General features: G+C 62.9%; 26 protein-coding genes. 5 read left to right on the top strand and 21 right to left on the bottom strand.

The window, feature by feature from the left end; all coding sequences use genetic code 11:
- Positions 1–180: 180 nt before the first annotated feature.
- The 3 genes from ACEXP3_RS11590 to ACEXP3_RS11580 form a co-directional block, all read right to left on the bottom strand.
- Positions 181–1749, bottom strand: a complete 1569-nt coding sequence (locus tag ACEXP3_RS11590) for a formate dehydrogenase beta subunit (protein WP_377297393.1) — start codon at positions 1747–1749, stop codon at positions 181–183.
- On the bottom strand, positions 1746–2225 hold the full coding sequence (locus ACEXP3_RS11585) for a formate dehydrogenase subunit gamma (protein WP_377297392.1): 480 nt from the start codon (positions 2223–2225) through the stop codon (positions 1746–1748). The genes ACEXP3_RS11590 and ACEXP3_RS11585 overlap by 4 nt, the downstream gene beginning before the upstream one ends.
- 138 nt (positions 2226–2363) lie before the next feature.
- Positions 2364–3299 carry a LysR family transcriptional regulator gene (locus ACEXP3_RS11580; protein ID WP_377297391.1) on the bottom strand — a complete coding sequence of 312 codons (936 nt, stop codon included), beginning with the start codon at positions 3297–3299 and terminating at the stop codon, positions 2364–2366.
- A 220-nt stretch (positions 3300–3519) separates the two neighbouring features.
- Here ACEXP3_RS11580 and ACEXP3_RS11575 point away from each other — a divergent pair, with 220 nt between their 5' ends.
- Positions 3520–4587 (top strand): HWE histidine kinase domain-containing protein, encoded by a 1068-nt coding sequence (locus ACEXP3_RS11575; protein ID WP_377297390.1) that lies wholly within the window; start codon positions 3520–3522, stop codon positions 4585–4587.
- A gap of 2 nt (positions 4588–4589) precedes the next feature.
- Here the strand turns inward: ACEXP3_RS11575 and ACEXP3_RS11570 are convergent, their stop codons facing one another.
- From ACEXP3_RS11570 to ACEXP3_RS11555, 4 genes are all read right to left on the bottom strand, one after another.
- Positions 4590–5522 (bottom strand): L-lactate dehydrogenase, encoded by a 933-nt coding sequence (locus tag ACEXP3_RS11570; protein ID WP_377297389.1) that lies wholly within the window; start codon positions 5520–5522, stop codon positions 4590–4592.
- A 104-nt stretch (positions 5523–5626) separates the two neighbouring features.
- Positions 5627–6745, bottom strand: a complete 1119-nt coding sequence (locus ACEXP3_RS11565; protein ID WP_377297388.1) for a mandelate racemase/muconate lactonizing enzyme family protein — start codon at positions 6743–6745, stop codon at positions 5627–5629.
- A 12-nt stretch (positions 6746–6757) separates the two neighbouring features.
- Positions 6758–8251: an aldehyde dehydrogenase gene (locus ACEXP3_RS11560; protein WP_377297387.1), complete on the bottom strand. Its 1494-nt coding sequence runs from the start codon at positions 8249–8251 to the stop codon at positions 6758–6760.
- Complete coding sequence (locus tag ACEXP3_RS11555) at positions 8251–9396, bottom strand: iron-containing alcohol dehydrogenase (RefSeq protein ID WP_377297386.1); 1146 nt, start codon at positions 9394–9396, stop codon at positions 8251–8253. Before ACEXP3_RS11555 ends, ACEXP3_RS11560 begins: the two co-directional genes overlap by 1 nt.
- Positions 9397–9503: 107 nt before the next feature.
- On the opposite strand from ACEXP3_RS11555, the gene ACEXP3_RS11550 reads away from it, so the two are divergent.
- Positions 9504–10418 carry a LysR substrate-binding domain-containing protein gene (locus ACEXP3_RS11550; protein ID WP_377297385.1) on the top strand — a complete coding sequence of 305 codons (915 nt, stop codon included), beginning with the start codon at positions 9504–9506 and terminating at the stop codon, positions 10416–10418.
- Between the two features lie 71 nt (positions 10419–10489).
- Here the strand turns inward: ACEXP3_RS11550 and ACEXP3_RS11545 are convergent, their stop codons facing one another.
- From ACEXP3_RS11545 to ACEXP3_RS11515, 7 genes are all read right to left on the bottom strand, one after another.
- Positions 10490–10897, bottom strand: a complete 408-nt coding sequence (locus ACEXP3_RS11545) for a F0F1 ATP synthase subunit epsilon (RefSeq protein WP_210105828.1) — start codon at positions 10895–10897, stop codon at positions 10490–10492.
- A gap of 72 nt (positions 10898–10969) precedes the next feature.
- Positions 10970–12442: a F0F1 ATP synthase subunit beta gene (gene atpD / locus ACEXP3_RS11540; protein WP_210105829.1), complete on the bottom strand. Its 1473-nt coding sequence runs from the start codon at positions 12440–12442 to the stop codon at positions 10970–10972.
- 27 nt (positions 12443–12469) lie between these two features.
- Positions 12470–13345, bottom strand: coding sequence for a F0F1 ATP synthase subunit gamma (locus ACEXP3_RS11535; RefSeq protein WP_377297384.1), 876 nt, complete (start codon positions 13343–13345; stop codon positions 12470–12472).
- A gap of 27 nt (positions 13346–13372) precedes the next feature.
- A complete protein-coding gene (gene atpA / locus ACEXP3_RS11530; protein WP_210105831.1) occupies positions 13373–14902 on the bottom strand; it encodes a F0F1 ATP synthase subunit alpha in 1530 nt (509 codons plus the stop codon).
- Positions 14902–15468 (bottom strand): F0F1 ATP synthase subunit delta, encoded by a 567-nt coding sequence (locus tag ACEXP3_RS11525; protein WP_377297488.1) that lies wholly within the window; start codon positions 15466–15468, stop codon positions 14902–14904. Before ACEXP3_RS11525 ends, atpA begins: the two co-directional genes overlap by 1 nt.
- Before the next feature lie 258 nt (positions 15469–15726).
- Entirely contained in the window at positions 15727–16110 is a 384-nt protein-coding gene (locus ACEXP3_RS11520; protein ID WP_377297383.1) for an AGROH133_08824 family phage infection protein, read from the bottom strand.
- 81 nt (positions 16111–16191) lie between these two features.
- Complete coding sequence (locus ACEXP3_RS11515) at positions 16192–18411, bottom strand: primosomal protein N' (RefSeq protein ID WP_377297382.1); 2220 nt, start codon at positions 18409–18411, stop codon at positions 16192–16194.
- 74 nt (positions 18412–18485) lie between these two features.
- Between ACEXP3_RS11515 and ACEXP3_RS11510 the strand changes: the two genes are divergently transcribed.
- The 3 genes from ACEXP3_RS11510 to ACEXP3_RS11500 all read left to right on the top strand — a co-directional run bounded on the left by ACEXP3_RS11510 (position 18486) and on the right by ACEXP3_RS11500 (position 20887).
- A complete protein-coding gene (locus ACEXP3_RS11510; RefSeq protein WP_377297381.1) occupies positions 18486–18740 on the top strand; it encodes a hypothetical protein in 255 nt (84 codons plus the stop codon).
- Positions 18741–18801: 61 nt separating this feature from the next.
- Entirely contained in the window at positions 18802–19737 is a 936-nt protein-coding gene (locus tag ACEXP3_RS11505; RefSeq protein WP_210105834.1) for a tyrosine recombinase XerC, read from the top strand.
- Between the two features lie 73 nt (positions 19738–19810).
- Entirely contained in the window at positions 19811–20887 is a 1077-nt protein-coding gene (locus ACEXP3_RS11500; RefSeq protein ID WP_377297380.1) for a TraB/GumN family protein, read from the top strand.
- A 20-nt stretch (positions 20888–20907) separates the two neighbouring features.
- Here the strand turns inward: ACEXP3_RS11500 and ACEXP3_RS11495 are convergent, their stop codons facing one another.
- The 7 genes from ACEXP3_RS11495 to odhB form a co-directional block, all read right to left on the bottom strand.
- Complete coding sequence (locus ACEXP3_RS11495; RefSeq protein WP_377297379.1) at positions 20908–21402, bottom strand: cytochrome b; 495 nt, start codon at positions 21400–21402, stop codon at positions 20908–20910.
- Positions 21403–21567: 165 nt separating this feature from the next.
- Entirely contained in the window at positions 21568–22089 is a 522-nt protein-coding gene (locus ACEXP3_RS11490) for a DUF2867 domain-containing protein (protein WP_210105837.1), read from the bottom strand.
- A 143-nt stretch (positions 22090–22232) separates the two neighbouring features.
- The gene (lpdA, locus tag ACEXP3_RS11485; RefSeq protein ID WP_377297378.1) at positions 22233–23639 is read right to left on the bottom strand and encodes a dihydrolipoyl dehydrogenase; all 1407 of its coding nucleotides are present in this window, start codon (positions 23637–23639) and stop codon (positions 22233–22235) included.
- Between the two features lie 26 nt (positions 23640–23665).
- A complete protein-coding gene (locus tag ACEXP3_RS11480) occupies positions 23666–24424 on the bottom strand; it encodes an SDR family oxidoreductase (protein WP_377297377.1) in 759 nt (252 codons plus the stop codon).
- 12 nt (positions 24425–24436) lie between these two features.
- Positions 24437–25078 (bottom strand): LysE family translocator, encoded by a 642-nt coding sequence (locus tag ACEXP3_RS11475; protein WP_377297486.1) that lies wholly within the window; start codon positions 25076–25078, stop codon positions 24437–24439.
- Positions 25078–25491 (bottom strand): MAPEG family protein, encoded by a 414-nt coding sequence (locus tag ACEXP3_RS11470; protein ID WP_210105839.1) that lies wholly within the window; start codon positions 25489–25491, stop codon positions 25078–25080. The genes ACEXP3_RS11475 and ACEXP3_RS11470 overlap by 1 nt, the downstream gene beginning before the upstream one ends.
- A 21-nt stretch (positions 25492–25512) precedes the next feature.
- Positions 25513–26757 (bottom strand): 2-oxoglutarate dehydrogenase complex dihydrolipoyllysine-residue succinyltransferase, encoded by a 1245-nt coding sequence (odhB, locus tag ACEXP3_RS11465; protein ID WP_377297376.1) that lies wholly within the window; start codon positions 26755–26757, stop codon positions 25513–25515.
- Positions 26758–26765: the final 8 nt, after the last annotated feature.

Raw genomic sequence — 26765 nt, 5'->3', positions numbered from 1 at the left:
CCCCACAAGGGGGGAGATAACTCGTGGCGGCCGTGTGCTCCCGGTAGCCAAACGAGTGGGTTAGCGACGGTGCAGCTGCCTTATTCGCTTGCGTCGGGCGGGACGGTGCCGCGCGCTGAGCCCTCCCCCTTGTGGGGAGGGCGGCGAGCAAAGCGAGCGGGAGGGGTCTTTCTCTGACACTCATTCCGCAGCCTCCCTCACCGGGGCCGGCGCAAAATCCTGCGGGAAATGCGTCATGGCGCTCATCACCGGATAGGGCGTGAAGCCGCCGAGCGCACAGAGCGAGCCGAACTTCATGGTGTTGCAGAGGTCTTCCAGCAGCACCTTGTTCTTCTCCGGCTCGATGCCACGGGCGATCTTGTCCACGGTCTCGACGCCGCGCGTCGAGCCGATGCGGCAGGGCGTGCACTTGCCGCAGCTTTCGACCGCGCAGAATTCCATGGCAAAGCGTGCCTGCTTCAGCATGTCGACGCTGTCGTCGAACACCACGATGCCCGCATGGCCAATGAGACCGCCGGCGGCGGTGAAGGCCTCGTAATCGAACACCGTGTCGAACAGCGCCGGCGGAAAATAGGCGCCGAGAGGGCCACCGACCTGCACCGCCTTAACGGGACGGCCGCTGATGGTGCCGCCGCCGATCTCGTTGACCAGTTCTCCGAGCGTCAGGCCGAAGGCGGTTTCATAGAGCCCGCCATACTTCAGATTGCCGGCAAGCTGGATCGGGATCGTGCCATGCGAACGGCCGACGCCGTAATCGCGGTAGAATTGGGCGCCACGGTCCATGATGACGGGGATGGAGGCGAGCGACATGACGTTGTTGACCACCGTCGGCTTGCCGAACAGGCCCTGCAGCGCCGGCAGCGGCGGCTTGGCGCGCACGATGCCGCGCTTGCCTTCGAGGCTGTTCAACAGCGAGGTTTCCTCGCCGCAGACATAGGCGCCGGCACCCATGCGCACTTCCATATCGAATGCGTAAGCAGAGCCCAAAACGGACGGACCGAGAATGCCTTCCCGGCGGGCGATGGCGATCGCCTCTTCCATGATGGCAATCGCATGCGGATATTCGGAGCGGGTGTAGACATAGCCCTTTGTGGCGCCGACCGCGATACCGGCAATCGCCATGCCTTCGATCAGCACAAAGGGATCACCCTCCATGATCATCCGGTCGGCGAAGGTGCCGCTGTCACCCTCGTCGGCATTGCAGACGATGTATTTCTGGTCGGCCTTCGCATCGGCCACCGTCTTCCACTTGATGCCGGTCGGGAAGCCTGCGCCGCCGCGACCGCGCAACCCGCTGTCGGTGACCTGCTTGACGATCTCGGCCGGCGGCATGGCCACGGCCTTTTGAAGACCCGTGAGGCCCTTGTAGTGCCGGTAATCCGTGAGCGACAGAGGATCGGTGATGCCGCAGCGGGAGAAGGTGAGCCGCGTCTGGTTCTTGAGGAAGGGGATCTCGCTGGTCAGCCCATGACAGAGCGGGTGATCGCCGCCGGCAAGGAAGCCGGCCTCGAACAGCGACGGCACGTCGGCGGCCTTGACGGGTCCATAGGCGACGCGGCCATGGTCGGTGCGCACCTCGACCAGCACTTCCAGCCACAGCATGCCGCGCGAGCCGTTGCGGACGATGTGCACATCGCGATTGCGGGCCTTTGCCTCGCGCTCGATCGCGGCGGCGACCTTGTCGGCACCGACAGCAAGGGCTGCCGCATCGCGGGGAACGAAAACCGTGATGGTTTCGGGCACGCTCATGCACGCACCTCCGCAACAATGTCGTTCAGACAGTCTTCGTCAAGCCGGGCATACAGTTCACCGTCGAGCATGGCGGCCGGCGCCTGCGCACAGAGCCCGAGACAGAAGACCGGTTCGAGCGTGACCGAGCCATCGGCCGCCGTTTCATGCCAGCCGAGGCCGAGCTTCGCCTTCGCCCGCTCGGCCAGCGCATCGCCGCCCATCGACTGGCAGGCTTCGGCGCGACAGAGTTTTAGCGTGTGGCGGCCGGCCGGATGATCCTTGAAATCATGGTAGAAGGTGACGACGCCGTGCACCTCGGCGCGCGACAGGTTCAGCGCTTGTGCAATGACCTGCTTGGCGCCCTCGGGAATATAGCCGAATTCCGCCTGCACCTTGTGCAGGATGGGCAGCATCGGACCTTCCAGATGCCGACAGTCCTCGATGATGGCCGCAATACGGGTTGCCTCATCCACGGCAACCACCCGAACATTCATGGTCAGTCCTCCCAAACCGACACCCGGCACGCTTCCGGCACAAATCGCCGGTTGCTGTCATGGATCGCAAGCGATCCGGGCGCCGTCATCCGAAACGGCAACGCTGCCTGTTCGTGAAGGATGACGAAGATGCATACATCAGGTCAATATCGCCGTCTCGTTACGCGATAGAAAAAAACTATCGAACGCGGATGCTGCAACGCGGGATCTTGCCTCGTGCAGCAGGGCGGAGACGAGCGGCGTGTGTGGTTCGCGATGCGTGGCAACGAGGCCCACCAGATGCTCGGCCTCCGGCTCGCTGATCGGGATCATCCGGATCTCCTCGGGAAAACCGAAGGATTCCGCAACGTTACGCGGCATGATCGAGGCCCACTGGCCGGTGCGGATATGGGAAAACAGCACGATCATGGAATTGGATTCGAGCGTCGGCTTGGCCCGGACACCGGCTTCGGCCATGTGCTTGTTGATGATCCGGCGGTTCTGCATGTCCGGGGTCAATAGACAAAGCCGAAGATCCGAGACTTCCTTCCAGGTCACGCTCTGACAATCCGCAAGCGGCGTACCGGCTGCGGCGATCAGGTGATAGCGCTCTGAATACAGGGGAACGGTGGTGACCCGGCCAAGCGGTTCGTTGTCGAGATAGGTGATGCCGGCATCGATCTCGAGATTTTCCAGTTGGCTCAGAACCTGCAGCGAGGTGCGCGACGTGACGGAAAATGTGACGTTCGGATGGCGGGCCTGAAAGGGTTCGGTAAGCCGCGGCACCATGGCAAGCGCGGTCGGGATGACCGCCAGCCGGATATGGCCGGCAAGCCCCTTGCGGGCGGCGCGCATTTCCTCGCGCATGGTGCGGGTATCGCCGACGATGCGGCGCGCCCATTCCAGCACGCGCTGCCCTTCCGGCGTCAGCCCCTGGAAACGCGAGCCGCGCACCACCAGCACCACGCCGAGCTGATCCTCCAGCTGGCGGATCGCGGCCGAGAGCGTCGGCTGCGAAATGCCGCATTCTTCCGCCGCACGGCCGAAATGACCGGCCCCGGCAAGCGCAATGAAGAATTCCAGCTTGTCGATCATGGCGCCCTCGCGGAAAGATTTGGGCGCCGACATTTCCTGTCGGCACTCGCTCCCTCTCTTGTGGCCAATTGCGGGGGCAAAGGTCAACCATTGGCCCGGATGGCAACCGACGCGGTATACGAAAGAGGCACGACAAAGTTGTCTCGTTCGCTTCCTGCCCTAGATGCGAACATCGGGGCGCGGCGTCTCGACTTTTTCGGAGGCAGTGGCGGGAGGAACCGTGACGATAAAGGATACATTCTCATTCCTGGAAGGCGGCGGTGCTTCGGCCGCGCTGATCCGCGATACCAAGTGGACGTCCACACCGCTTGGGCCGCTCGAGACCTGGCCGATTTCGCTGCGCACCATTGCTGCCTCCATTCTCACCTCGACCTTTCCAGCCGCCATTGCCTGGGGGCCGCAACTGATCACCCTCTATAACGACCCGTTTCGCCCGATCCTCGGTGGGAAACCCGAAGCCATGGGACGGCCATTTTCGGACGTCTGGTCGGACGTCTGGGACACATTGGGGCCGATCGCCGCCGCAGCACAGGCGGGCAAAGCCACCTATATGGAAGACGTGCCCTTGACGGTGTCGCGCAAAGGCTATCCGGAAGAGGCCTGTTTCACCTTCTGCTACAATCCTTTGCGCGACGATGCCGGCCAGATTGCCGGACTTCTGGCGACCGCAATCGAGACAACGGAGCGGGTGGCGAGCGAGCGGCAGGCCCGCCTTATGACGTCGGAACTGCAGCACCGGATCAAGAACATGTTTGCGACGGTCAATTCGATCGTCAGCCAGACCCTGCGCTCGGAACGGCCTCTTGCGGAAATCCGTCCGCTGCTCCTGCAGCGGCTTTCAGCGATTGCGAGCGCCCATGCGCTCCTCACAGAAACCAGCAAGGGAGACGTGCTTGTGCGCCAGGTTCTGGACATCGGCCTTGCCCCGCACCGTATGACGGCCGAGCGCATCCTGATGAGCGGCCCTCAGGTGATGCTCAATGAAAAGCAGGCGCTTTCGCTGTCGCTCGCCATCAACGAACTGGCGACCAATGCCATCAAATACGGCGCGCTGCATGCCGATAACGGGACAGTGGCGATTACCTGGGAGGGTGACGGTCTTGGTCGCTTCCGCCTCACCTGGCAGGAAAATGGCGGCCCTACGGTCGCACCTCCTTCGCGCCGCGGCTTCGGGACAACGCTGATGGAGCGTGTCGTTCCGCATGATTTCGGTGGAACAGCCCTGCTCGCCTATGATCCGTCTGGGCTTCGCTACACCTTGTCGACCGATCAGCTGCGCCATGCCTGAGATCAGAGGCGGATCGAGCCGGTCCGCTCCTTGATGATGTGAGCGCTGCGGGCGAGCGCCTTGTGTTCCGCATCATCAAGATCCGGGAAAAGATCCGCCAGCACACCCGCCGCCCCGATGACGCGCGGCACAGACAGCGCAACGTCGTCCACACCTTCCACAAGCTGTGTCACCATGGATACCGACAGGACTGCCCGCTGATCGAGCGCGATTGCCTTGACGATCCGCTGCAGGCCGGCGCCGATGCCGTAATAGGTGGCGCCCTTGCCTTCGATGATGCGATAGGCGGCGTTGCGCACGTTGTCGTCGATCAAGGCGCGGATCTCCGCTGTCAACGGCTTGCCCACCTGTTCGGCAAACGAGGCGACGGAGACGGACCCGGCCAGGGCATTCGACCAGGTCAGCACTTCGCTGTCGCCATGCTCACCCAGCACATAGGCATGGACGGACTGGGCGGAAATGCCAAGTTGGCGCCCGAGCAGCGTGCGAAACCGCGCCGTGTCGAGGATCGTGCCCGAGCCGATCACCCGCTGCGGCGCAAGGCCGGACAGGCGGGTGGCAATATCGGTCATGATATCGACGGGGTTGGAAGCGACCAGAAGAATGGCGTCAGGCGCCACGGACAGCACAGACGTCACGATGCTTCGAAAAACATCGGCATTGCGCTCCAGGAGGGAGAGCCGGTCTTCGCCGGGTTTCTGGCTGACACCGGCGGCGAGAATGACCACGCCTGCCCCTTCCAGCGCCTCATAACCGCCGGCCGTCACCTTGGTGGCGGAATGAAAGGGCGTGGCGTGGGCAATATCCTCCGCCTGCGCCAGCGCAAGCGAGCCGTTCTTATCCACCAGCACCACTTCGCTTGCCGTGCCCGTCAGCGCCAGCGCATAGCCTGCCGTACTGCCGACCATGCCGGCGCCTACGATCCCCACCTTCATGCGCAACTCCTGTTGAATGACAGGACCACTCTACACGTTCAGGGCAAGGCGGGAATTGATTTAAGGCAAGGCATGGCCGCCGCTCCCGCTCCGGGGCCGCCTCTTCAGACGCGCGTGGCTGCAAGCCGCTCCTCATCCAGATGCACGCCGAGCCCCGGCGTTTCGCCAAGGTCCAGCCAGCCATTGCGGTGCTGCAAGGGTTCTGCCATCGGGAAATCGCGGCGGGCCTCGCTCCACTCCGGCCCGTCATAGGGATATTCGAGGAAGGGCGCATCGCCGACACCCGCCGTCAGATGCGCATTCGCCAGCACGCCGATGCCATTGGTCCAGCTGTGCGGGGTAAAGGTCATGCCCGCCTCGCGCGCCTGATAAACCAGACGCCGACAGCCGGTAATGCCCCCCACCAGCGCCACGTCGGGCTGGATGACATCGAGCGCCCGCTCCTCGATGATCTGGCGAAACTCGCTCAGTTCCCGCGTCATCTCACCGCCGGCGATGCGCACTGCCGTTGCTTCTTTGAGAAGCCGCATGCCCTTCAAATCGGCGCGGTGCAGCGGCTCCTCCATCCAGTAGATGTCCAGCCTTTCCAGTTCGCGCGCCACCAGGAGCGCGTCCTTGAAGGTCCAGGCGAGTGTCGTATCCCAAGGCATGCGCCAGCCCTGATTGCAGTCGACCATCAGTTCGAGCCGAGAGCCCAGCCGGGCGCGGATTGCTTCCAGGGCCTTCACATCCTCGCGCCAGCTCGCCCGCCCGCCGGCGGAGGAGGAAAAGCGCACCTTCATGGCTGAAAAGCCTTCCTCCAGATAACGTTCCGCCTGATCGGCCATGGCAGAAGCATCGCGCAGTACGCCGGAGGACGCGTAAAGCCGCACCGTGTCTGCCCGCCCCCCCAGCATGCGCCAGACCGGTTCTCCGGTAATCTTCCCCGAAAGGTCCCAGAGCGCCAGATCCAGCGGCCAGCAGCGACCATAATGAAAGTTGATATGGGAGAGCACTTCGTAATGCCGCTCCAGATGGCGGGGATCATGCCCGACAAACAGGTCTTCGTGCCCTTCGAAGCCCTTCATCAGGTCACCGGAACCAATGCCCTCGCGACCATCCGTGTCGCGCACGCGCACCACGGTGGCATCGAAATGATGCCGGGGGCGGCCATCCCAGCTCGCCTTGAACGGCGGATCGAGCGGCAGGCGGTGATGGCTGATCTCGATCGAGGCAATCTTCATCGCGCGCCCACCTCAGCTGAACTGCTGCCAGATCGTCTTGAAATCACAGTATTTGTCGATGGCGTGCACTGAGCGGTCCCGCCCGAAGCCGGACTGCTTGAACCCGCCGAAGGGGGTGGAGAAACTGGCCATGTCATAGGTATTGATCCAGACCGTGCCGGCATGAAGGTTTTCCGAAAACCGATGCACCCGGTTCATGTCGCGCGTAAACACGGCACCCGCCAAGCCATAGATCGTGTCATTGGCGATGGCGAGCGCCTCTTCTTCCGTCTCAAAGGACAGCGAGCAAAGCACCGGTCCGAAGATTTCGTCGCGGGCAATGTTCATGTCGTTCGTCACGCCCGTGAGGACGCCGGGAGACACGTAATAGCCTCCGGTTTCCGACAGCACGCGCTCGGCCCCGAACACGCGACGGGCCCCCTCCTTCTCACCGGCGGCAATCATGGACAGCACCTTGTCCATATGCGCCGCCTCGATCAGCGCGCCGATCTGGGCTGCGGGATCGAAGGGATGCGCAAGGATAATCTCGTTCTCAGTCACCTTGCGAATGCGCTCGATCAGGTCCGCCTCGACCGACCGCTCGACGATCAGCCGGGTGGCGGCATGGCAGGTTTCGCCGGAATTGTAGAAACAGCCCCAAGCGGCGGCAGACGCCGCGAGATCCAGATCCGCATCGGCAAACACCACCAGTGGCGACTTGCCGCCAAGCTCCAGCGCCACGCGCTTGACGTTGGATTGTGCCGCATAGGTCATGATCAGCTTGCCGACCTCGGTCGAGCCGGTGAAGGCGATCATGTCGACATCCATATGGCAGGCGAGCGGTTTGCCTGTCTCCTCGCCAAAACCGGTCACGACGTTGAAGACGCCTGCCGGAAGCCCTGCTTCCACCGCAAGTTCCGCAAGCTTCAAGGCCGACAGCGAGGATTGCTCTGCCGGCTTCAGCACGACGGAATTGCCGGCAGCAATGGCCGGTCCGATCTTCCAGGCATCGATGATCATCGGGTAGTTCCACGGCGTGATGGCCCCGATGACGCCAAGCGGCACCTTGCGCACCAGCGCCCGCGACATCGGCCCGGTCGGCGCAATCTCGTCATAGAGCTTGTCGATCATTTCCGCGTAGAACTGGATGCCGTCGGCGCACAGCCTCACATCGACATTGAGCGAGGCAAGCACCGGTTTGCCGACATCCAGCGTTTCAAGCAGCGCCAGTTCCTCGCCATTGCGCCGGATGAGATCGGCCCAGGCGAGCATGATCCTCTTTTTGTCGGACGGGTCCTTCTTGCGCCAGACGCCGCTTAAAAAGGCCGACCGGGCGGCGCTCACGGCAGCATCGATATCGGCCGCATCACCGCGGGCAAGACTTGCCCCTAGGCGACCGTCCATCGGGCGGGTGCGGGTAAAGGTCTTCCCCGAGAGAGCAGCGCGAAAACCGCCGTCGATGAAATGCCGCCCCTCCGGCACCGTGCGTGCATCGAGCGCTTCCCAGTCGGCACGGGTCTTGGTCATCAAAGTGTCCTCGGCAGGGCCATCAGGCTTTCGGCAAAACGGTCGAGATCGGCATCAGTGACCTCGAAAATGGTCGCCCGGCGCATCGGCTGGTTTTCCGGCGCTTTCATTTCAGCAGCGAGATCTGCAGCCGTGAAGGCGGCAAAGGCGGCCGGAAGCGCCCGCCGGATGCCGCAGCGATCCATCAGGTCCGAGATAAAGGCCGGCAAGTCTTGTATCTGCTCCAGACCACAGGCGCGGGCCGCGGCCTGCAGATCGGGTGTTTCCGTTTGAACGAGCCAAGGCAGCGTTGCCTCGAAGGCGAGTGCCGTCGCAAGCCCGTGATGGACCGGCGCAAGGCCCGCAAGCGCATGGGACATATTATGCGCAATCGCCGTACCGCAGTTGTCGATGGCAATTCCGGCGTAGCAGGAACCCAGGAGCAGCTTTTCCCGCGCCGGCAGATTGCCGGGGTCTGCGACCGCGACTGGCAGGCCATCGATGATCAACCGCATGGCCTGATGCGCATAAAGGGCCGCACCGGCATGGGCGTTGCGGTTCGTGGCCGCTTCAAAGGCATGGATGAAGGCATCCATGCCGCACCAGGCGGTAAGCGACGGCGGCAGTGTCACGGTCAGCTGCGGATCGAGGATCACCTGATCGGCTTTTGTCTCCGGCCCCCAGATCCAGAGCTTCTTGCCTGTTTCGCCGGTGAAAATCGTGGTAGCGGAGGTTTCCGATCCGGTGCCGGCCGTCGTCGGCACGAGGATCTTCCTCAGCGGGTTCTTAGGCAGCGGATTGGCCGCCAGCGCATAATGCAGCGGATCTTTTCCAGAGGCGGCGCAGCAGGCGGTAATCTTGGCAATATCCAGCGCCGAGCCTCCGCCTATGCCGATCACCAGCTGGCAGCCTTCAGCGGCCGCAACAGCCGCCCGCAGATGCGAAAGTTTCGGCTCGCCGGAAAACTCTGAAAAAATCCGCGACCGGATACCCACGGAGGAAAGATCCGCAACGAGCGCTTCGGCAAGTCCGCCTTGCGCGAGAAAGCCATCGAGGACCAGCAAGGCGCACTCGACAGGCCCCAACGCTCTGGCAAGCATAGCCACCTCGCCCACCGCGCCGGCGCCAAAGTGAATATCGGGAATGAAGGCGGTGGAAAAGCGCATGGGGGATAGCATCCGTTACGAAGAACAGCACTCTGCATCACAAGACCAGATCTTCAAATCCGGTGAATAATCGGGCAGTTTCATGACTTGAGATCATGGAGGATGCGATGCTGGACAAAATTCCGCTGGAAGCATTTCGCGTGCTGGATGCGGCCTGCCGCCATATGAATTTTTCAGGCGCCGGGCGCGAGCTGCACATCACCCAGGCCGCCGTCAGCCGGCGCATCAAGGGATTGGAAGACCAGCTCGGCGCGCAACTCTTCACCCGCCGTGGCCGCAATCTTGCACTGACCCCTGCGGGGGAACGGCTGGGGCAAAGGGTGCGCGCAACGCTCGACTATCTCGATGAAAGCCTCGAACCATTCCGGGGCGGACAAAGCGAAATCATCTCGATTGCGGCGAGCGGATCGGTTTCGCATCTCTGGCTTGCCAAGCGGCTGCGCGATTTTTCCCATGCCAGTCCCACCGTGTCTGTGCGGCTGCTGACGACGGATGCGCCGGCGGAACTTGCATCGGAGGCCAACGACCTCGTCATCCTCTATGCCAGTGGCGACCACCCCCGCTGGAACCTCAGCCTGCTGATCCCGGAGGTTCTGGTACCTGTCGCATCGCCGGCCTATCTGGCACGGCGGCGCCTTGATCCGCATGCCGTTTCTCCAGCCGAAATCGCGGCGCTCGATCTCATCGATTACGAGCGTTTCAATGCCAACTGGATTTCATTTCGACAGTGGTTTTCCCGCATGCAGATTTCGCCACAGACGAAGGTACAGGCGCGACTGTCCTTTTCCACCTATTCGATGGCCGTCGATGCGGCGATCCGCGGCGAAGGCGTGACACTGGGCAGCCTCGGCCTTGTTGCGGAGGAGCTGGCATCCGGTGCGCTGGTCACGCTTGGCTCCCATCGGCTGGAAACGGGGTATGGCTATTATCTCGGCATGCCGCGTACCCGGCCGTTGCCTGCGGCTGCCCTGCAACTGCACCAGCATCTGCTGTCGGGCCTTGCTCCGTCAGAGATGGCGTAGCGGCAAGAGGAGATGACGGGCACGAAAAAGGCGGCCGAAGCCGCCTTGAACCGTTCAGACGCGAGGTCGTCTCAGTCCGGATGAACCGCGTTGTGCAGATGCGTCATGTCGGCGAGCATGTGCTCGAAGCGCGTGCGATGCTCGTCCGTCGGTGCGCCGGAGATATCGGCGCGCAAGGCTTCGATACGGCTCTCGAACAGGCTGCGATCGGCTTCTGCCTGCGGCACGGCCGATTCGGCCAGCAGCGTGCAGGCGGTCGGCGTGATATCGGCAAAACCGCCGAACACGACGTATTTGTGAACCTGGCCCGCAGCGTTCTTGACCGTGACCACGCCCGCCTTGATCGTCGTCATGGTCGGGGCATGCTTGGCAAGCACGGTCATTTCACCCAGCGTTGCCGGGAGGATGACTTCCGTCACCTGTTCGGAAACGAGGAGGCGCTCGGGCGAAACCAGTTCAAATTTGAAAGCGTCGGCCATGACGGTCCACTTCTTCAAGGCGTTATGCGGTAAGGAACGGCGCACGAGGGCGCGCCGTTCCATCGATCAGTGTCAAGCGGCAGCGGCCAGCTTCTTTGCCTTTTCCATGGCTTCCTCGATGGAGCCGACCATGTAGAAAGCAGCTTCCGGCAGATGGTCGTAGTCGCCGTTGACCAGGCCCTTGAAGCCCTTGATCGTGTCTTCCAGCGAAACCAGCTTGCCCGGCGAACCGGTGAAGATTTCAGCCACGTGGAAGGGCTGCGACAGGAAGCGCTCGATCTTGCGGGCGCGGGCAACCGTCTGCTTGTCTTCTTCCGACAGTTCGTCCATGCCGAGGATGGCGATGATGTCCTGCAGGGCCTTGTAGCGCTGCAGGGTCGACTGAACCTTACGGGCCACTTCGTAGTGTTCTTCACCAATGACCATCGGGTCGAGCATGCGCGAGGTGGAGTCGAGCGGGTCAACGGCCGGGTAGATACCCTTTTCGGCGATCGAGCGCGACAGAACGGTCGTTGCGTCCAGGTGGGCGAACGAGGTTGCCGGAGCCGGGTCGGTCAAGTCGTCGGCGGGCACGTAGATGGCCTGAACCGAGGTGATCGAACCCTTGGTGGTGGTGGTGATGCGCTCCTGCAGGGCGCCCATGTCGGTGGCAAGCGTCGGCTGGTAACCAACGGCCGACGGGATACGGCCGAGAAGTGCCGACACTTCAGAACCGGCCTGCGTGAAGCGGAAGATGTTGTCGACGAAGAACAGAACGTCCTGGCCCTTGTCGCGGAAGTCTTCAGCGATGGTGAGGCCGGTCAGCGCGACGCGGGCGCGGGCGCCCGGGGGCTCGTTCATCTGGCCGTAGACCAGGGCGCACTTGGAACCGGCGGCAGAGCCGTTGTTTTCATGCGGATCGACGTTCACCTTGGACTCGATCATTTCGTGGTAGAGGTCGTTGCCTTCGCGGGTGCGTTCGCCCACGCCGGCAAATACCGAGTAACCACCGTGCGCCTTGGCGACGTTGTTGATCAGTTCCATGATGAGAACCGTCTTGCCGACGCCGGCGCCGCCGAACAGGCCGATCTTGCCGCCCTTGGCATAAGGCGCCAGAAGATCGACGACCTTGATGCCGGTGACGAGGATCTGCGAATCCGTTGCCTGCTCGACATATTCCGGAGCCGGCTGGTGGATGCCGCGACGGGCTTCCGTCGGGATCGGGCCGAGTTCGTCAACCGGCTCGCCGATGACGTTGATGATGCGGCCGAGCGTCTCGTCGCCGACCGGCACCGAGATCGGTGCGCCGGTGTTGACCACCTTCTGACCGCGAACCAGACCTTCGGTCGAGTCCATGGCGATGGTGCGCACGACGCTTTCGCCGAGGTGCTGGGCCACTTCGAGAACCAGGCGGTTTCCGTTGTTGTCGGTTTCCAGCGCGTTCAGGATCGAGGGCAGTTCGCCGTCGAAGGCGACGTCAACCACGGCGCCGATGACCTGCGTGACGCGGCCAACGGACGTGCTCGTGGACGTCGTGGAGGTATTCAGGGTCGCTGCTCTAGCCATGTTGTCTTACCCTTCTTTCTTGGGCATTCAGAGCGCTTCAGCGCCCGAAATGATTTCGATAAGTTCCTTCGTGATCTGCGCCTGACGCTGGCGGTTGTAGGACAGCGTCAGCTTGTTGATCATGTCGCCGGCATTGCGCGTTGCGCTGTCCATTGCAGACATCTGCGCGCCGTAGAAGGAAGCGTTGTTTTCCAGCAGTGCGCGGAAGATCTGCAGCGCGACATTGCGCGGCAGAAGGTCTTCCAGGATTTCCTGCTCGCTCGGCTCGTATTCGTAGAGTGCGGCCGCTGCCGGCACTTCCGTCTCGGCAAACTTCGCCGGGATGATCTGCTGGGCCGTTGCGACCTGCGAGATCACCGAGGCAAACCGCGCATAAAACAGCGTCGCGACATCAAACTCGCCGGCCTCGTAGAGAGACAGGACGCGCTGCGCAACGTCGCTGGCATTGGCAAAACCAAGCTGCTTGACTTCGCGGAACGTCACGTAGTCGATGATGTTTTCGCGGAAGGTACGGCGAAGAACGTCGTTGCCCTTGCGTCCGACGGTCAGGATTTTGACGGTCTTGCCTTCGGCCAGAAGCTTCAGCGCATGGTCGCGGGCGAGGCGAACGATGGAGGAGTTGAAGCCCCCGGCCAATCCGCGTTCACCCGTTGCGACGATGAGCAGGTGCGTCTGGTCACGGCCGGTGCCGGACAGCAGGAGGGGAGCCTCCGGGCTGTCCTTGTAGGCAGCACTGAGGCTGGCCAGAACGCGATCCATCCGTTCGGCGTAGGGGCGAGCGGCTTCCGCTGCCTCCTGCGCACGGCGCAGCTTCGCCGCGGCGACCATTTTCATCGCCTTGGTGATCTTCTGCGTCGCCTTGACGGAGGCGATCCGGTTCTTCAGATCCTTAAGTGAAGGCATCCGTTATCGGTCCTTGAGCTTATCCGTTCAGGCGAAAGACTTGGAGAAAGACTCCAGCGCAGCCTTCAGCTTGGCGCGGGTATCGTCGGATACCTGCTTTTCCGTGCGGATCGCATCCAGCACGGCCTTGCCGTCGTTGCGCAGATAGGTGAGCAGACCCTGCTCGAACTTGCCGACCTGGGCAACCGGGATCTTGTCCAGGTAGCCGTTCACGCCGGCGAAGATCACGGCAACCTGTTCTTCCGTCTTCAGCGGCGAGAACTGCGGCTGCTTCAGGAGTTCGGTCAGGCGTGCGCCGCGGTTCAGGAGGCGCTGCGTGGAGGCGTCAAGGTCGGAGCCGAACTGCGCAAAGGCCGCCATTTCGCGGTACTGCGCAAGCTCGCCCTTGATGGAACCGGCAACCTGCTTCATGGCCTTGATCTGGGCGGCAGAACCAACGCGCGAAACCGAGAGACCTACGTTCACGGCGGGGCGGATGCCCTGGTAGAACAGGTCGGTTTCGAGGAAGATCTGGCCGTCGGTAATCGAGATCACGTTTGTCGGAATGAAGGCCGACACGTCGTTGCCCTGGGTTTCGATGACCGGCAGAGCCGTCAGCGAGCCGGCACCAGCCGCATCGCCCATCTTGGCGGCGCGCTCGAGAAGACGCGAATGCAGATAGAAAACGTCGCCCGGATAGGCTTCGCGGCCCGGCGGGCGGCGCAGCAGAAGCGACATCTGGCGGTAGGCAACAGCCTGCTTGGACAGGTCGTCATAGGCGATCAGCGCGTGCTGGCCGTTGTCGCGGAAGTATTCGCCCATGGCGCAGCCGGCAAACGGGGCCAGATACTGCATGGGAGCCGGATCGGATGCGGTTGCCGCAACAACGATCGAATACTGCAGGGCGCCGCGCTCTTCGAGCACCTTGACGAACTGCGCAACCGTCGAGCGCTTCTGGCCGATAGCAACGTAGACGCAGAACAGCTTGTCGCCGTCCGGGCCGTTGTCGTGGATCGGCTTCTGGTTGAGGAAGGTATCCAGGATGATGGCGGTCTTGCCGGTCTGGCGGTCACCGATGACCAGCTCGCGCTGGCCGCGGCCAACCGGGATCAGAGCGTCAATGGCCTTGATGCCGGTGGACATCGGCTCATGCACGCCCTTGCGCGGAATGATGCCGGGAGCCTTGACGTCAACGCGCGAACGGCGCGCCGTGTTGATCGGGCCCTTGCCATCGATCGGGTTACCGAGCGCGTCGACGACGCGGCCGAGCAGTTCCGGACCAACCGGCACTTCCACGATGGCGCCGGTCCGCTTGACGGTGTCGCCTTCCTTGATGTCACGGTCGGAGCCGAAGATAACCACGCCGACATTGTCGGATTCGAGGTTCAGCGCCATGCCGCGGATGCCGCCCGGGAACTCGACCATTTCGCCCGCCTGGACGTTGTCGAGACCGTAAACGCGAGCAATACCGTCACCGACGGACAGAACCTGACCAACTTCGGAGACCTCAGCCTCCTGGCCGAAGTTCTTGATTTGATCTTTCAGAATTGCGGAAATTTCCGCGGCGCGGATGTCCATCAGCCAACCTCTTTCAGTGCAAGCTTAAGGGTGGAAAGTTTGGTGCGAAGAGACGTATCGATCTGACGCGAGCCGATCTTGACGATCAGGCCGCCGAGGATCGACGGATCGACAGACACGTCCAGATTGACGTCCTTGCCGCTCACGCCCTTCAGCGCCGACTTGAGTTCTTGTTCCTGCGCCTGCGACAGCGCATGGGCCGAGACAACCTCGGCAGTAACCTCGCCGCGATGGCGAGCATGAGTGGCACGGAACGAGCGAATGATACCCGGCAGCGCGAAGAGCCGGCGATTGCCCGCAACGACCTTCAGGAAGTTTGCGACGAGGCCCTGGATGCCAGCCTTGGCAGCGAGCGCCGAAACCGCGCGGCTCTGCCCTTCAGCCGAAAACACCGGACTTGCGATCAGCCTCTTCAGGTCATCGCTTTCGTCGATCATTGCCTGAAAACGGTCAAGATCTGAGCGCACCTGCTCGACCGAGCCGGTCTCCAGCGCAAGCTCGAACAGCGAGCTGGCGTAGCGATAAGCCATGCCGGAAGTCTGCTGGGATGTGTCTGCCACGGGCACAATTTCCCTGATTATCATCCAAGTCTTACGCCTGTTTTCGGAGTTCAGACAAACACTTGAATTTGCTTCTTTTTCTCATTTAGACCGGAGGACCCCTCCAGCCTTTTTCCGAAATTCGGGGTTCGTCTAGCATAGGACGTGGGGACTCGCAACACGCGTGACGGCGGAAAGAGCCTTCTGTGCAAGGGCTTGAACCGATTTTATGTCAACTTGCGTGCGATTGCCTCCGATACACCGTTTCCGGCGCAATCTTGCCTGTCAGAAGTAACCGAGCACGTAGCCGAGCGGCAGCACCGCAAACACAACCTGAAGCAGCAGAAGCATCCCATTGCGCAGTGTCAAACCGCGGTCTGCAACCATGGAGAAGAGGCGGCCGAACGCGCCCATGGCGGCCGCAACTCCAAGCGCCAGATAGGTCCAGTCCTGCGCCAGGAAGATGGCGATGACCCCGAGCCCGAGATAGAGCCCGCCGGTCGAGCGGACCGAACCATAGCCTTCGGGCGTCACCTCGCCGATGGCAAAGCCGGAGAGCCTCAGCGCAGAGGCCGGCAGCAGCAGAATGAACAGGCCGGCGAGCGCCGACAGGGCCGCGCCGAGGAATGCGAGCTGCTCCGGCAGTTCGGTCGGAAAATAGAGTTCCATGCGGGGGCTCCTGATTCGGATGGTCTCTCAAACGCGATCGGCCATAGCAGCGGGCGGCGGCTTTTCAAAGCTCGCCGGCTGTCAGAGGAAGCTCTGCGGGTCGATATCGAGCTGCACATGCACACTGCCACGGACTTTCGGGCCATGGGCCAGCATCTGGCGCAGATAGGCCTGCATGTCGCTGTTGCGCCGGCCATGCACCAGAAGCCGGAAGCGGTGGCGACCGCGGACCAGCGCGAGCGGCGCTTCCGCCGGCCCGAGAACCGCGATGCCCGAGACCTTGGGTGCTGCCGCGCGAAGCCCCCGCGCATGGCCTTCCGCATCGGCGCGACTGTCGGCCGAGACGATGATCGAGGCAAGCCGGCCGAAGGGGGGCAGCAGCGCCTTCTCCCGCTCACCGATCTCGCGCTCGTAAAACGCCGAGGCATCGCCAGACACGATCGCCTGCATCACCGGGTGCTGCGGCTGGTAGGTCTGCAGAAGTCCATGGCTTTTCAAGCCTGTACGCCCGGCGCGACCGGTCACCTGGCTCAGCAGCTGGAAGGTGCGCTCGGCCGCCCGCGGATCGCCATTGGCAAGGCCCAGATCCGCATCCACGATGCCGACCAGCGTCATCAGCGGGAAATTGTGGCCCTTGGCGACAAGCTGCGTGCCGATGACGATATCGGCGTCGCCCCTGGCAATCGCCTCCAGTTCCAGCCGCATGCGCTTGACGCCGCCGAGAAGATCCGAAGACATGACGATGGTGCGGGCGTCGGGGAAATGCCTTTCCACCTCTTCGGCAATGCGCTCGACACCGGGACCGCAGGCGACCAGATGATCGAACGTGCCGCATTCCGGGCAGGCTTCCGGCGTCTTTTCCGCATAACCGCACTGGTGGCACTGGATCTGCCCCTTGAAGCGATGTTCTACCAGCCAGCTTGAGCACTGCGGGCACTGGAAACGATGGCCGCAGACGCGACACAAGGTCAGCGGCGCATAACCACGACGGTTGAGGAACAGCAGCGCCTGATGGCCATTTTCGACCGTCTTCTTCACCGCCCGCAGCAGGACAGGCGACAGGAAGCCACCGCGATCGGGCGGATGGCGGCGCATGTCGACGAGGTGAAGATCGGGCATGGCCGCCTCGCCGAAGCGCGTCGGCAGATGCACCATGTGATAGCGGCCGCTCTGGCCGTTCACCTGGCTTTCGACAGAGGGGGTGGCCGAGACCAGCACGACGGGAAAATCACCGATTCGGCCGCGCACCACCGCCATGTCGCGGGCATTGTAAAAGACGCGGTCTTCCTGCTTGTAGGCCGGATCATGCTCCTCGTCGACAATGATCAGGCCGAGCTCTTCGAAGGGCAGGAACAGCGCGGAGCGGGCGCCGGCCACCACCCGCACCTCGCCTGTTACTACCCCGCGCCAGACCTTTTCACGCAGACGCGGGGAAAGATCAGAATGCCATTCGGCGGGTTTTGCGCCGAACCGGTCCTGGAAGCGCTCGAGGAAACTTGCAGTGAGCGCGATTTCCGGCAGCAGGATCAACACCTGCCGCCCCTGGCGCAGCGCCTCGGCGATCGCCTCGAAATAGACCTCCGTCTTGCCCGAGCCGGTTACGCCATCGATGAGAGAGGCGGAGAAGCCGCCGGCCTGCATGTTTTCAACGATTTCCGAGGCCGCCTGCTTTTGCGGGCCTTCGATGCGCGGCGCGGTGTAATCGGGATCGGGCCTGGCCACCACCGGCGGTGGCGGCAGAAAGACGGTGTCGAACAGTCCCTGCTTCACCAGTCCGTCGATGACGCTTGCCGACACGCCGGCTGCATGGGCAAGGCCGCTGCGGGTCCAGGGCATTTCGTCGCGGGTGAGGTCCAGCACGCGAGCACGCGCCGGCGTCAACCGTTCCGGCTCACCGCCCCGGTAGCGCAGGGCCTCCACCATGGGTTCGGGATCGAGCGCTGCCGGCGCCCGCACGGCCATGCGCGCCACAAGTCCCGGCGGCGAGAGGGTATAGGAGGCCACCCAGTCGATGAAGGCACGCATGTCGCGCGTCAGCGGCGGGCAATCGAAGGCAAGCGTGATGGGGCGCAGCTTCTTCGGGTCAAGCCGCAGATCCTCGTCGCCATCCCAGACGACGCCGATCACCTGGCGGGGACCAAGCGGCACCTGCACCACAGAGCCCGGCTCCACCGCCATGCCATCCGGGACGGCATAGCTATAGGCTTCCGGCACCGGCAGCGGCACCAGAACCGGCACAACGCGGTTCACCTTCTGCGCATCAAAGAGGGCGCCGAAGAGATCGGACGAATCTTTTCCCATGGCGCGGGACCATGCCTCGGCGCGGAACAAAAGGGAACCGAAATCAGGCCGCGAGCTCGGCTGATGGCGATGAAATGAAGCAGGCTTTCGGGTTAGCCGCCGGTTCACACACGCAAGGCTCCTCCAGCGCCTTCATCACCTCGTCAGGATTCCCCCACCACTTCGTCGGGCTCGATGATCTGGCCGATGGTAAAATCGAAGGGTCGCCCTTCTTGTTCAAAAGCGCCGTGCGGATGTGGAAAGACAAGGCCTTTAGGCACTGCCTGATAAGCACAGGCATTTTCTCGCGGCGCATGATGATCGAACCTGTGAGAGAAGAGACGTCTTAGCAAATTGGTAACGCTCCTTGCGCAAGGTGGATCTCATCCTGTCACATTCAACGGACGCGCTGTGAACGAGATCCTGATCCTGGCTTGCCCGGAGCTTCTGGAAATGCGGCGTCAGTGGCTGCAAAGCCTTGAAACCGAGAGACGATTGGCCGCCAATACGCTGGAGGCCTACGAGCGGGATACCCGCCAGTTTCTGGCTTTTCTCACCGGTCACCTCGGCGGCCCGGCAAAGCTTTCCGACATCCATACGCTGCGTACGGCCGACCTGCGCTCGTTTCTGGCGAAACGCCGGCGCGACGGATCGGGCGCCCGTTCGCTCGGGCGGCATCTGGCGGGCCTGCGCTCCTTCCTGCGCTACCTGGAGCGCAAGGGACTGGTGAATGCCGCCGCCGCCGGCGCCATCCGGGCACCCCGCCAGCCGAAATCGCTGCCAAAGCCCTTGTCGGACCGGCAGGCACTCGACGTGGTGAGCGCTGAGGCGCAGCTTAACGAAGAGCCGTGGATTGCCGCGCGCGACGCCGCCGTGCTGACGCTGCTCTATGGCTGCGGACTGCGCATTTCCGAGGCGCTCGACCTGACGCCGGACGATATTGCCGCCGGCGCCACCTCGCTTCGCGTCACGGGCAAGGGCGGCAAGACACGGATGGTGCCGCTTCTGGCGGTCATTCCGCAGGTGATCGAGACCTATCGCAGGCTCTGCCCCTACGACCTGCCGGCCGACCAGCCACTGTTTCGCGGCGCACGCGGCGGAAAGCTCAATCCCTCGATCATCCAGCGCGAGATGCAGAAATTGCGGGGCGCCCTCGGTTTGCCCGACAGCGCCACGCCGCATGCGCTTCGCCATTCCTTTGCCACGCATCTGTTGTCGGCTGGCGGCGACCTGCGCTCTATTCAGGAACTGCTCGGCCATGCCAGCCTGTCAACGACGCAGGTCTATACCGGCGTCGACCAGGCGCGACTGCTCGACGTATACGACCGCGCCCATCCGCGGGCCTGACTGCGCCTTGCCACACGCGGCATGCGCGGCGCCCCGTGTGCGCAAAGCATCAAGACTTGAAGGATCCCGACCGATGACGATTTCCGCCTTCTCCTTCCTGTCGCGCCGCCTCGCTTTCGCCGTGGATGCAGGTCTGTGGCTGCTTGCCGGCCTGCATGGGCTGCTGTTTGCGTCGTTCCTCGTTGTTGTCACCCTTGCATCGGGCGCGCGGGCTGAGGACGGCGCCTGCGCAGGCCACAATCTTCTCACGGAGATGCAACAGGATGATCCGGACGCTTACCGCCGGATTGTTGCCGAGGGCGATGCTGTGCCGAACGGCAAGGGCCTGTTCTGGAAGATCGAAAAGGCAGGGCTTGCCCCCTCCTATCTGCTTGGCACCATGCATGTGACCGATCCCCGGGTTCTTGCGCTGCCGAAAGGCGCGCCGGAGGCGAAAGCCCAGGCCAAGGTCCTCATCATCGAATCGGACGAGATCCTTGACGAGCAGAAGGCGATGGCCAAGCTGATGACGAAGCCACAGCTGACCATGATGATGGATGGCAAGACGATCCAGAGCTATCTCACCCGCGCCGAAACCGAACAGCTTCAGACGGCGCTCAAGGCACGCGGTATTCCGCTGGGGGCCGTGTCACGCATGCAGCCCTGGATGCTGTCCAGCTTCGTTGCACTGCCTGCGTGCGAACTGGTGCGCAAGGCCAAGGGGGCGGCCTTTCTCGACATGCAGCTCGCCAAGGATGCCATTCGGGCCGGACAGCCGGTGAAGGGGCTGGAAACCATGGAAGAACAGCTCTCTGCCATGGCCTCCATCCCGACCGAATTCCACCTGAAATCGCTGATGGAAATGCTGGCGCTTGGCGGCCGGATGGATGATGTCATGTACACCATGACCGAGCTTTACCTGTCCGGCGATATCGGGCTGACCATGCCGATGCTGAAGGCCGTTTCGCCCGATGGCAGCGACGAAGAGGGCTATGCCGAATTCGAACAGCGGATCGTCACGGCCCGCAACCACATCATGGCAGAACGCGCCCGCCCGCTGCTGGAGGCGGGCGGCGCTTTCATGGCGGTCGGGGCCATGCATCTGGTGGGAGAGGAAGGCCTCGTCTCCCTGTTGCGGGCCGACGGCTTTACCGTGACGGCCGTTCCTTAACCGCCTTTACGCGGAGAAGGTCAAACCCCGCGCGTCATGCGGGCAAGAACATCGGTCTTCCAGATGAACTGGTGAACGAGGGCTCCTGCAACATGGGCGCCGAGCAGGAGCCAGAGCAGGATCTTCAAGACACCGGCATGCACGAAGCCGGCCGTCGTGTTGCCGAAATAGTAAGCCCCGATGCCGGCAAGCGGCATGGCAAACAGCAGGACATAGAGAAGGCCGTGGGTGATGTGGGCAAGCAGCCGCAGCGGCGCGGGCTCCACCTCCGAAGCGGCCGGTACGCCCTGCACGAACCGCAGGCCAAGGCGGAGCGCCGCAAGCACCAGGATCGCGATACCGACATAGGCATGGATGTTGGCGGAGGCGACATCATCCGGCGTCACCGGCTGGCCGCGCCGGACAAGCCGATACCAGTGCTCCATGCCATCGGTGAACAGGAGGTTGAACAAGATCAGCAACGCCATGCCCCAATGCAGGATCCGTTGCGGCACCGAATAGGAAAGCGGAGACATTTCGTCACCTTTTCAAAGGGTTAAGAATGACCCACAGTAAGACTTCGCAGCCGGCACGCAAGCGGCCCCCGTGTTCATGTCGAGAATTTAATGAAGGACTTGATCAATCACAGATGTGCAGCCGAATTTCGGCGAGCCACCGTCAGCAACCGTGTGAGATTAGGGTCAGGCCCGTTGCGCCAAGAGGCATTGCCTCACCTGGCGCAGCGACGCCTGGACGATCAGCCGGTGAAAGGGCGTGATCGCTGCGATATAGATGCGTCCCAGCAGGACCTTGCGATAAACGAGGGTGGTGAAGGATACCAAAACCTCCCCCGCCCCTTCGTCAAGAACATCGATCACCAGCCGAAAGTCCAGATGCCGATCGTCAAGGCCGACCACGACCTGTCGGTCCGTCCGGCTGATCATGGGGAAGAAGCCGATGCGATCCGCATGGCTTGCGGCGAGCTCCCGGGTGGAGTGCAGGCCGAAAGGTTTCATCAGCGTGTCGCGCAGCCTCAGCAGCAGCCTGGCCCAGGGCGGAAACCAGCACAGCGCCAACCGCGCGACATCCTCAGCCGTCAGATCCGCACGGGCCGGAACGCGCAGCCGATAACAATCGGCCCAATCGGCCCGCAAGAGCGCCGGATGAGGCAGCTGTGGTGGAGAGAGGATCGGTCGGAGAGCGTCTTGCGCGGCTGTTGTCATAGCCAAACCCTATAATCGGCGCCGCAGACCCGCGACAACAATCGCCAGACCGCCCCTGCGGCACGCCGTCACGGGCGTCACGAAAAAAGGCCGCCGCCTGACAACACAGACGACGGCCCGACAGCGATCAGAAACGCTTCAGATCACATGTGGATCGGCTTGAAGAAGGTGGCGAGGGCCGCTTCCTTCACGGCTTCCGACATGGTCGGGTGCGCATGGCAGGTGCGGCCGAGATCTTCGGACGAGCCGCCGAATTCCATCAGCACAGCTGCTTCGTGGATCATTTCGCCGGCGCCGAAGCCGATGATGTGGACGCCGAGTACACGGTCGGTCTCCTTGTCGGCCAGAACCTTCACAAAACCTTCCGTTGCCTGCATGGCGCGGGCGCGGCCGTTTGCCATGAAGGGGAACTTGCCCACCTTGTAGGCGGCGCCGGCTGCCTTCAGCTCCTCTTCCGTCTTGCCGACGGAGGCGACTTCCGGCTGGGTATAGACGACCCCCGGAATGACGTCATAGTTCACATGGCCGTGCTGGCCGGCGAGGATTTCGGCAAGCGCCACACCTTCGTCTTCCGCCTTGTGGGCGAGCATCGGGCCCTTGACGACGTCACCGATGGCATAGATGCCGGCGACGTTGGTCGCATAGTGATGGTCGATTTCGACGCGGCCGCGATTGTCGAGCACGACACCGGCCTCTTCCAGCCCAAGACCTGCCGTGAAGGGCTTGCGGCCGGTGGCAACCAGCACAACGTCAGCTTCGATCGTCTGGGCCTCGCCGCCCTTGACCGGCTCGAACGTCACCTTGGCGCCCGCTTCCGTCTTCTCAACGCCGGTGACCTTGGCACCGAGGTTGAACTCGATCCCCTGCTTGGCCAGGATGCGCTGGAACTGCTTGGAGACTTCGCCATCCATGCCGCCGAGGATGTTGTCGAGATATTCGACAACCGTCACATTGGCACCGAGGCGCGACCAGACCGAACCGAGTTCCAGGCCGATCACGCCACCGCCGACAACAACCATGTGGCCCGGCACCTTTTCAAGCGCGATGCCGCCCGTGGACGACACGATGACCTTCTCGTCGATCTCGACGGCGACGCCCGGAATACCGGCCACGTCCGAACCCGTGGCGATCACGATGTTCTTGGTCTCCAGTTCCTGCACCGTGCCGTCTTCAGCGGTGACGGACACCTTGCCGGCGGACAGGATCTTGCCGGTGCCGATGAAGGTTTCGATCTTGTTCTTCTTGAACAAGAAGGCAACACCATCGACGTTCGACTTCACCGTCGCGTCCTTGTGGCCCATCATCTTTTCAAGGTTCAGCGTGGTGCCGGAAACCTCGACGCCAAGCTCTTCCATGCCGTGCTTGGCGTGGGCAAAGACTTCCGAGGCGTGCAGAAGCGCCTTCGAAGGGATGCAGCCGACATTGAGGCAGGTGCCGCCGAAGGTGGAGCGCTTTTCGACGACGGCCACTTTCATGCCGAGCTGTGCCGCCTTGATGGCGCAGACATAGCCGCCGGGGCCGGTGCCGATTACGATCAGATCATATGCCATTATGGAAATCCTTCGTTCCTGCGCGACTATCTGCCGCCGCTCACGTTCATGATTGCGCCCGTCACGTAGGAAGCCTGCGGCGAGAGAAGGTAAAGAACCGCCTCCGCCACTTCCTCGGCCGTACCGGCGCGTTGCATCGGCACCGAGGGTGCCAGGTCTCTTGCACGATCCGGCAGGCCGCCGGATGCGTGGATATCCGTATCGATAATGCCGGGCCGCACCGCGTTGACGCGCACGCCCTCGGCTGCCACTTCGCGCGACAGGCCAATGGTGAACGTATCGACGGCGCCCTTGGCCGCGGCATAATCGACATATTGCCCACCGCTGCCGAGGACGGCGGCCATGGACGAGATGTTGACGATGGCGCCGCCCTTGCCGCCATGGCGGGTGGACATGCGCTTCACCGCCTCGGACGCGCAGCGGATCTTGCCGATCACGTTGATGGCGAACATCCGCTCCAGCCGCTCACGCGACATTTCGTCGACGCGGGCCGTCTGGTCGACAACGCCGGCATTGTTGACGAGACCGTCGAGGCGGCCGAAATCACGGTCGATGACCGCAAATATCGCGGCAATGCCCTCTTCCGTTCCGGTGTCGCCCTGAACGAGATGCGCCATGCCGCCGGCTTCGGTGATGGTCTTTGCCACCGCCTCGGCAGCTGCGGCATTCGACAGGTAGTTGATGACAACCGCCCATCCCGCCTTCGCCGCCTTCACGGCGACCGCCGCACCGATGCCGCGACTGGCGCCGGTCACAAGCAGGACTGGTTTTGGATCGATCGACATGGCCTTCCTCCCTTACGACGCCTTCTGCACCGCAAGCTTCAGACCGAGCGCAATGAAGACCAGGCCGCTTGCCCGATCGATCCACTGGCTTGCCTTCGAAAAGCCCGCCTTGATGCGCGGTGTGGTCATGAAGATGCTGACGCCAACGAACCAGGCAATCAGGCAGCTCGCCATGACCGCACCATAACCGAACTTCACCAGGATCGGAGTGTGGGCGCTGACGGCGGTGGAGAAGATCGACAGGAAGAAAAACACCGGCTTCGGGTTGAGCGCATTGGCGGCAAAGCCCAGCCCATAGGCCCGAAGCGCCGACTGGCCGCGCGCATCCTTGCCATCCGCCTCCGCCGCGACCGACAGATCGGCCTTGCCCGCCCGCAGAGCCTTCACCCCGATATACAGGAGGTAGGCGACGCCACACCATTTGATGATGTTAAACAGCGTGATGGACTGCGAAATGATCAGCCCGAGGCCGAGGATCGTGTAGCTGACGTGGAACATCAGCGCCGTGCCAATGCCGAAGCTGGTAATGATCGCCTGGCGGCGCCCATGCACCAGCGACTGCCGCATGACCATGGCAAGATCGGCGCCCGGCGAGATGATGGCGAACGAGAAGATCGCCATCAGCGAGGCAAGCTCAAGGAGATAGGCTTCAATCATACCAGCAACCCGACAATCATCACGAGGAGGCCGAGCAAGGAGCCCATCCAGACGAGCGAACGGATATAGGGGATGCCGGCCAGATAGAGCGGAATATAGGCAAGCCGGCACAGCAGCCACAGCCAGCCGCCGAGGAGGCCCCAGCCGCTCACATCGCTGTAAAAGGCAAGCGCCAGCACCAGGCCGACAAAAGCCGGATAGGTCTCACGCAGATTGGCCGAGGCGCGCTCGGCACGCCCCGCCAGAACCGATTTTGGCTTCAGGCTCTCGTCCCGCGGCCCGGCATTCCATTTGGAGCCCAGCTCGCGCGTGGCCAGAAAGCCCTGCAGCATGATCTGGAAGACGAGAAGCACGACGCTGAGCACCAGGAGCGCCATATAGGGCGTCGCATGCGGCGCAATCGTATCCATCTCGTCCTCCTTTTTCAGGTCTTAGAGATCGAGAACCAGACGTTCCGGATCTTCCAGGCTTTCCTTGACGCGGACCAGGAAGGTAACGGCTTCCTTGCCGTCGACGATGCGGTGATCGTAGGAGAGCGCGAGATACATCATCGGGCGGATGACGATCTGGCCGCCGACGACGACCGGACGATCCTGGATCTTGTGCATGCCCAGAATACCCGACTGCGGGGCGTTGAGGATCGGCGAGGACATCAGCGAACCGTAGACACCGCCATTGGTGATGGTGAAGGTGCCGCCCTGCATGTCCGCCATACCGAGCGAGCCGTCACGGGCTGCCTTGGCAAGACGGCCAAGTTCCTTCTCGACGCCGGCGATCGACAGCTGATCGGCATCGCGGATGACCGGAACAACGAGGCCCTTGTCGGTGCCGACAGCCATGCCGACATGGCAGTAGTTCTTGTAGATGATGTCGGTGCCGTCGATTTCGGCGTTGACGGCCGGCAGTTCCTTCAGGGCATGCGTGACGGCCTTGGTGAAGAAGCCCATGAAGCCGAGCTTCACGCCGTGCTTCTTCTCGAACACGTCCTTGTAGCGGTTGCGCAGATCCATCACGGCCTTCATGTCCACCTCGTTATAGGTGGTCAGCATGGCGGCGGTGTTCTGGGCATCCTTCAGGCGCTTGGCAATCGTCTGGCGCAGGCGCGTCATCTTCACGCGCTCTTCGCGAACGGCATCCTGGGTGGCGGAGGGTGCGCGCGGGGCAGCCGCAACCGGGGCAGGCGCTGCGGCGGCAGCAGCCGGAGCCTTGGCGATGGCGGCGATCACGTCACCCTTCAGCACCTGGCCGCGCTTGCCCGAACCATCGACGTCGGCAGTCGAGATGTTGTTGTCGACAGCAAGCTTTGCGGCAGCCGGAGCGGCCGGCATCGACGTGCCAGCCGAAGCCGGAGCAGCCGCAGGGGCCGGCGCAGCAGGTGCTGCGGCCGGTGCGGGGGCAGCAGCCGGAGCCGGGGCGGAGGCGCCGGCAGAGCCTTCAGCACCTTCGGCGATCTGGCCGAGCAGCGCGTTGAGCCCGACCGTTTCTCCGGCGGCAATGATGATTTCCGTCAGGACGCCCGAAGCCGGAGCCGGGACTTCGACGGTAACCTTGTCGGTCTCCAGTTCAACGATCGGCTCGTCGGCCTTGACCGTGTCGCCGACCTTCTTGAACCAGGTGCCGACGGTTGCCTCGCTGACGGACTCGCCAAGGGTGGGGACGCGAATTTCGGTGGCCATGATGTGTT

It is taken from the genome of Neorhizobium fuzhouense (genome assembly GCF_042611105.1).
GTDB lineage: Bacteria > Pseudomonadota > Alphaproteobacteria > Rhizobiales > Rhizobiaceae > Neorhizobium > Neorhizobium galegae_A.
This window is presented reverse-complemented; position numbering and strand designations above follow the sequence as displayed.

Coding starts and splice junctions, on each gene's coding strand:
- ACEXP3_RS11590 (WP_377297393.1), bottom strand. CDS start 1,749: ATGAGCGTGCCCGAAACCATCACGGTTTTCGTTCCCCGCGATGCGGCA.
- ACEXP3_RS11585 (WP_377297392.1), bottom strand. CDS start 2,225: ATGAATGTTCGGGTGGTTGCCGTGGATGAGGCAACCCGTATTGCGGCC.
- ACEXP3_RS11580 (WP_377297391.1), bottom strand. CDS start 3,299: ATGATCGACAAGCTGGAATTCTTCATTGCGCTTGCCGGGGCCGGTCAT.
- ACEXP3_RS11570 (WP_377297389.1), bottom strand. CDS start 5,522: ATGAAGGTGGGGATCGTAGGCGCCGGCATGGTCGGCAGTACGGCAGGC.
- ACEXP3_RS11565 (WP_377297388.1), bottom strand. CDS start 6,745: ATGAAGATTGCCTCGATCGAGATCAGCCATCACCGCCTGCCGCTCGAT.
- ACEXP3_RS11560 (WP_377297387.1), bottom strand. CDS start 8,251: ATGACCAAGACCCGTGCCGACTGGGAAGCGCTCGATGCACGCACGGTG.
- ACEXP3_RS11555 (WP_377297386.1), bottom strand. CDS start 9,396: ATGCGCTTTTCCACCGCCTTCATTCCCGATATTCACTTTGGCGCCGGC.
- ACEXP3_RS11550 (WP_377297385.1), top strand. CDS start 9,504: ATGCTGGACAAAATTCCGCTGGAAGCATTTCGCGTGCTGGATGCGGCC.
- ACEXP3_RS11545 (WP_210105828.1), bottom strand. CDS start 10,897: ATGGCCGACGCTTTCAAATTTGAACTGGTTTCGCCCGAGCGCCTCCTC.
- atpD (WP_210105829.1), bottom strand. CDS start 12,442: ATGGCTAGAGCAGCGACCCTGAATACCTCCACGACGTCCACGAGCACG.
- ACEXP3_RS11535 (WP_377297384.1), bottom strand. CDS start 13,345: ATGCCTTCACTTAAGGATCTGAAGAACCGGATCGCCTCCGTCAAGGCG.
- atpA (WP_210105831.1), bottom strand. CDS start 14,902: ATGGACATCCGCGCCGCGGAAATTTCCGCAATTCTGAAAGATCAAATC.
- ACEXP3_RS11520 (WP_377297383.1), bottom strand. CDS start 16,110: ATGGAACTCTATTTTCCGACCGAACTGCCGGAGCAGCTCGCATTCCTC.
- ACEXP3_RS11515 (WP_377297382.1), bottom strand. CDS start 18,411: ATGGGAAAAGATTCGTCCGATCTCTTCGGCGCCCTCTTTGATGCGCAG.
- ACEXP3_RS11510 (WP_377297381.1), top strand. CDS start 18,486: ATGAAGCAGGCTTTCGGGTTAGCCGCCGGTTCACACACGCAAGGCTCC.
- ACEXP3_RS11500 (WP_377297380.1), top strand. CDS start 19,811: ATGACGATTTCCGCCTTCTCCTTCCTGTCGCGCCGCCTCGCTTTCGCC.
- ACEXP3_RS11495 (WP_377297379.1), bottom strand. CDS start 21,402: ATGTCTCCGCTTTCCTATTCGGTGCCGCAACGGATCCTGCATTGGGGC.
- ACEXP3_RS11490 (WP_210105837.1), bottom strand. CDS start 22,089: ATGACAACAGCCGCGCAAGACGCTCTCCGACCGATCCTCTCTCCACCA.
- lpdA (WP_377297378.1), bottom strand. CDS start 23,639: ATGGCATATGATCTGATCGTAATCGGCACCGGCCCCGGCGGCTATGTC.
- ACEXP3_RS11480 (WP_377297377.1), bottom strand. CDS start 24,424: ATGTCGATCGATCCAAAACCAGTCCTGCTTGTGACCGGCGCCAGTCGC.
- ACEXP3_RS11470 (WP_210105839.1), bottom strand. CDS start 25,491: ATGGATACGATTGCGCCGCATGCGACGCCCTATATGGCGCTCCTGGTG.
- odhB (WP_377297376.1), bottom strand. CDS start 26,757: ATGGCCACCGAAATTCGCGTCCCCACCCTTGGCGAGTCCGTCAGCGAG.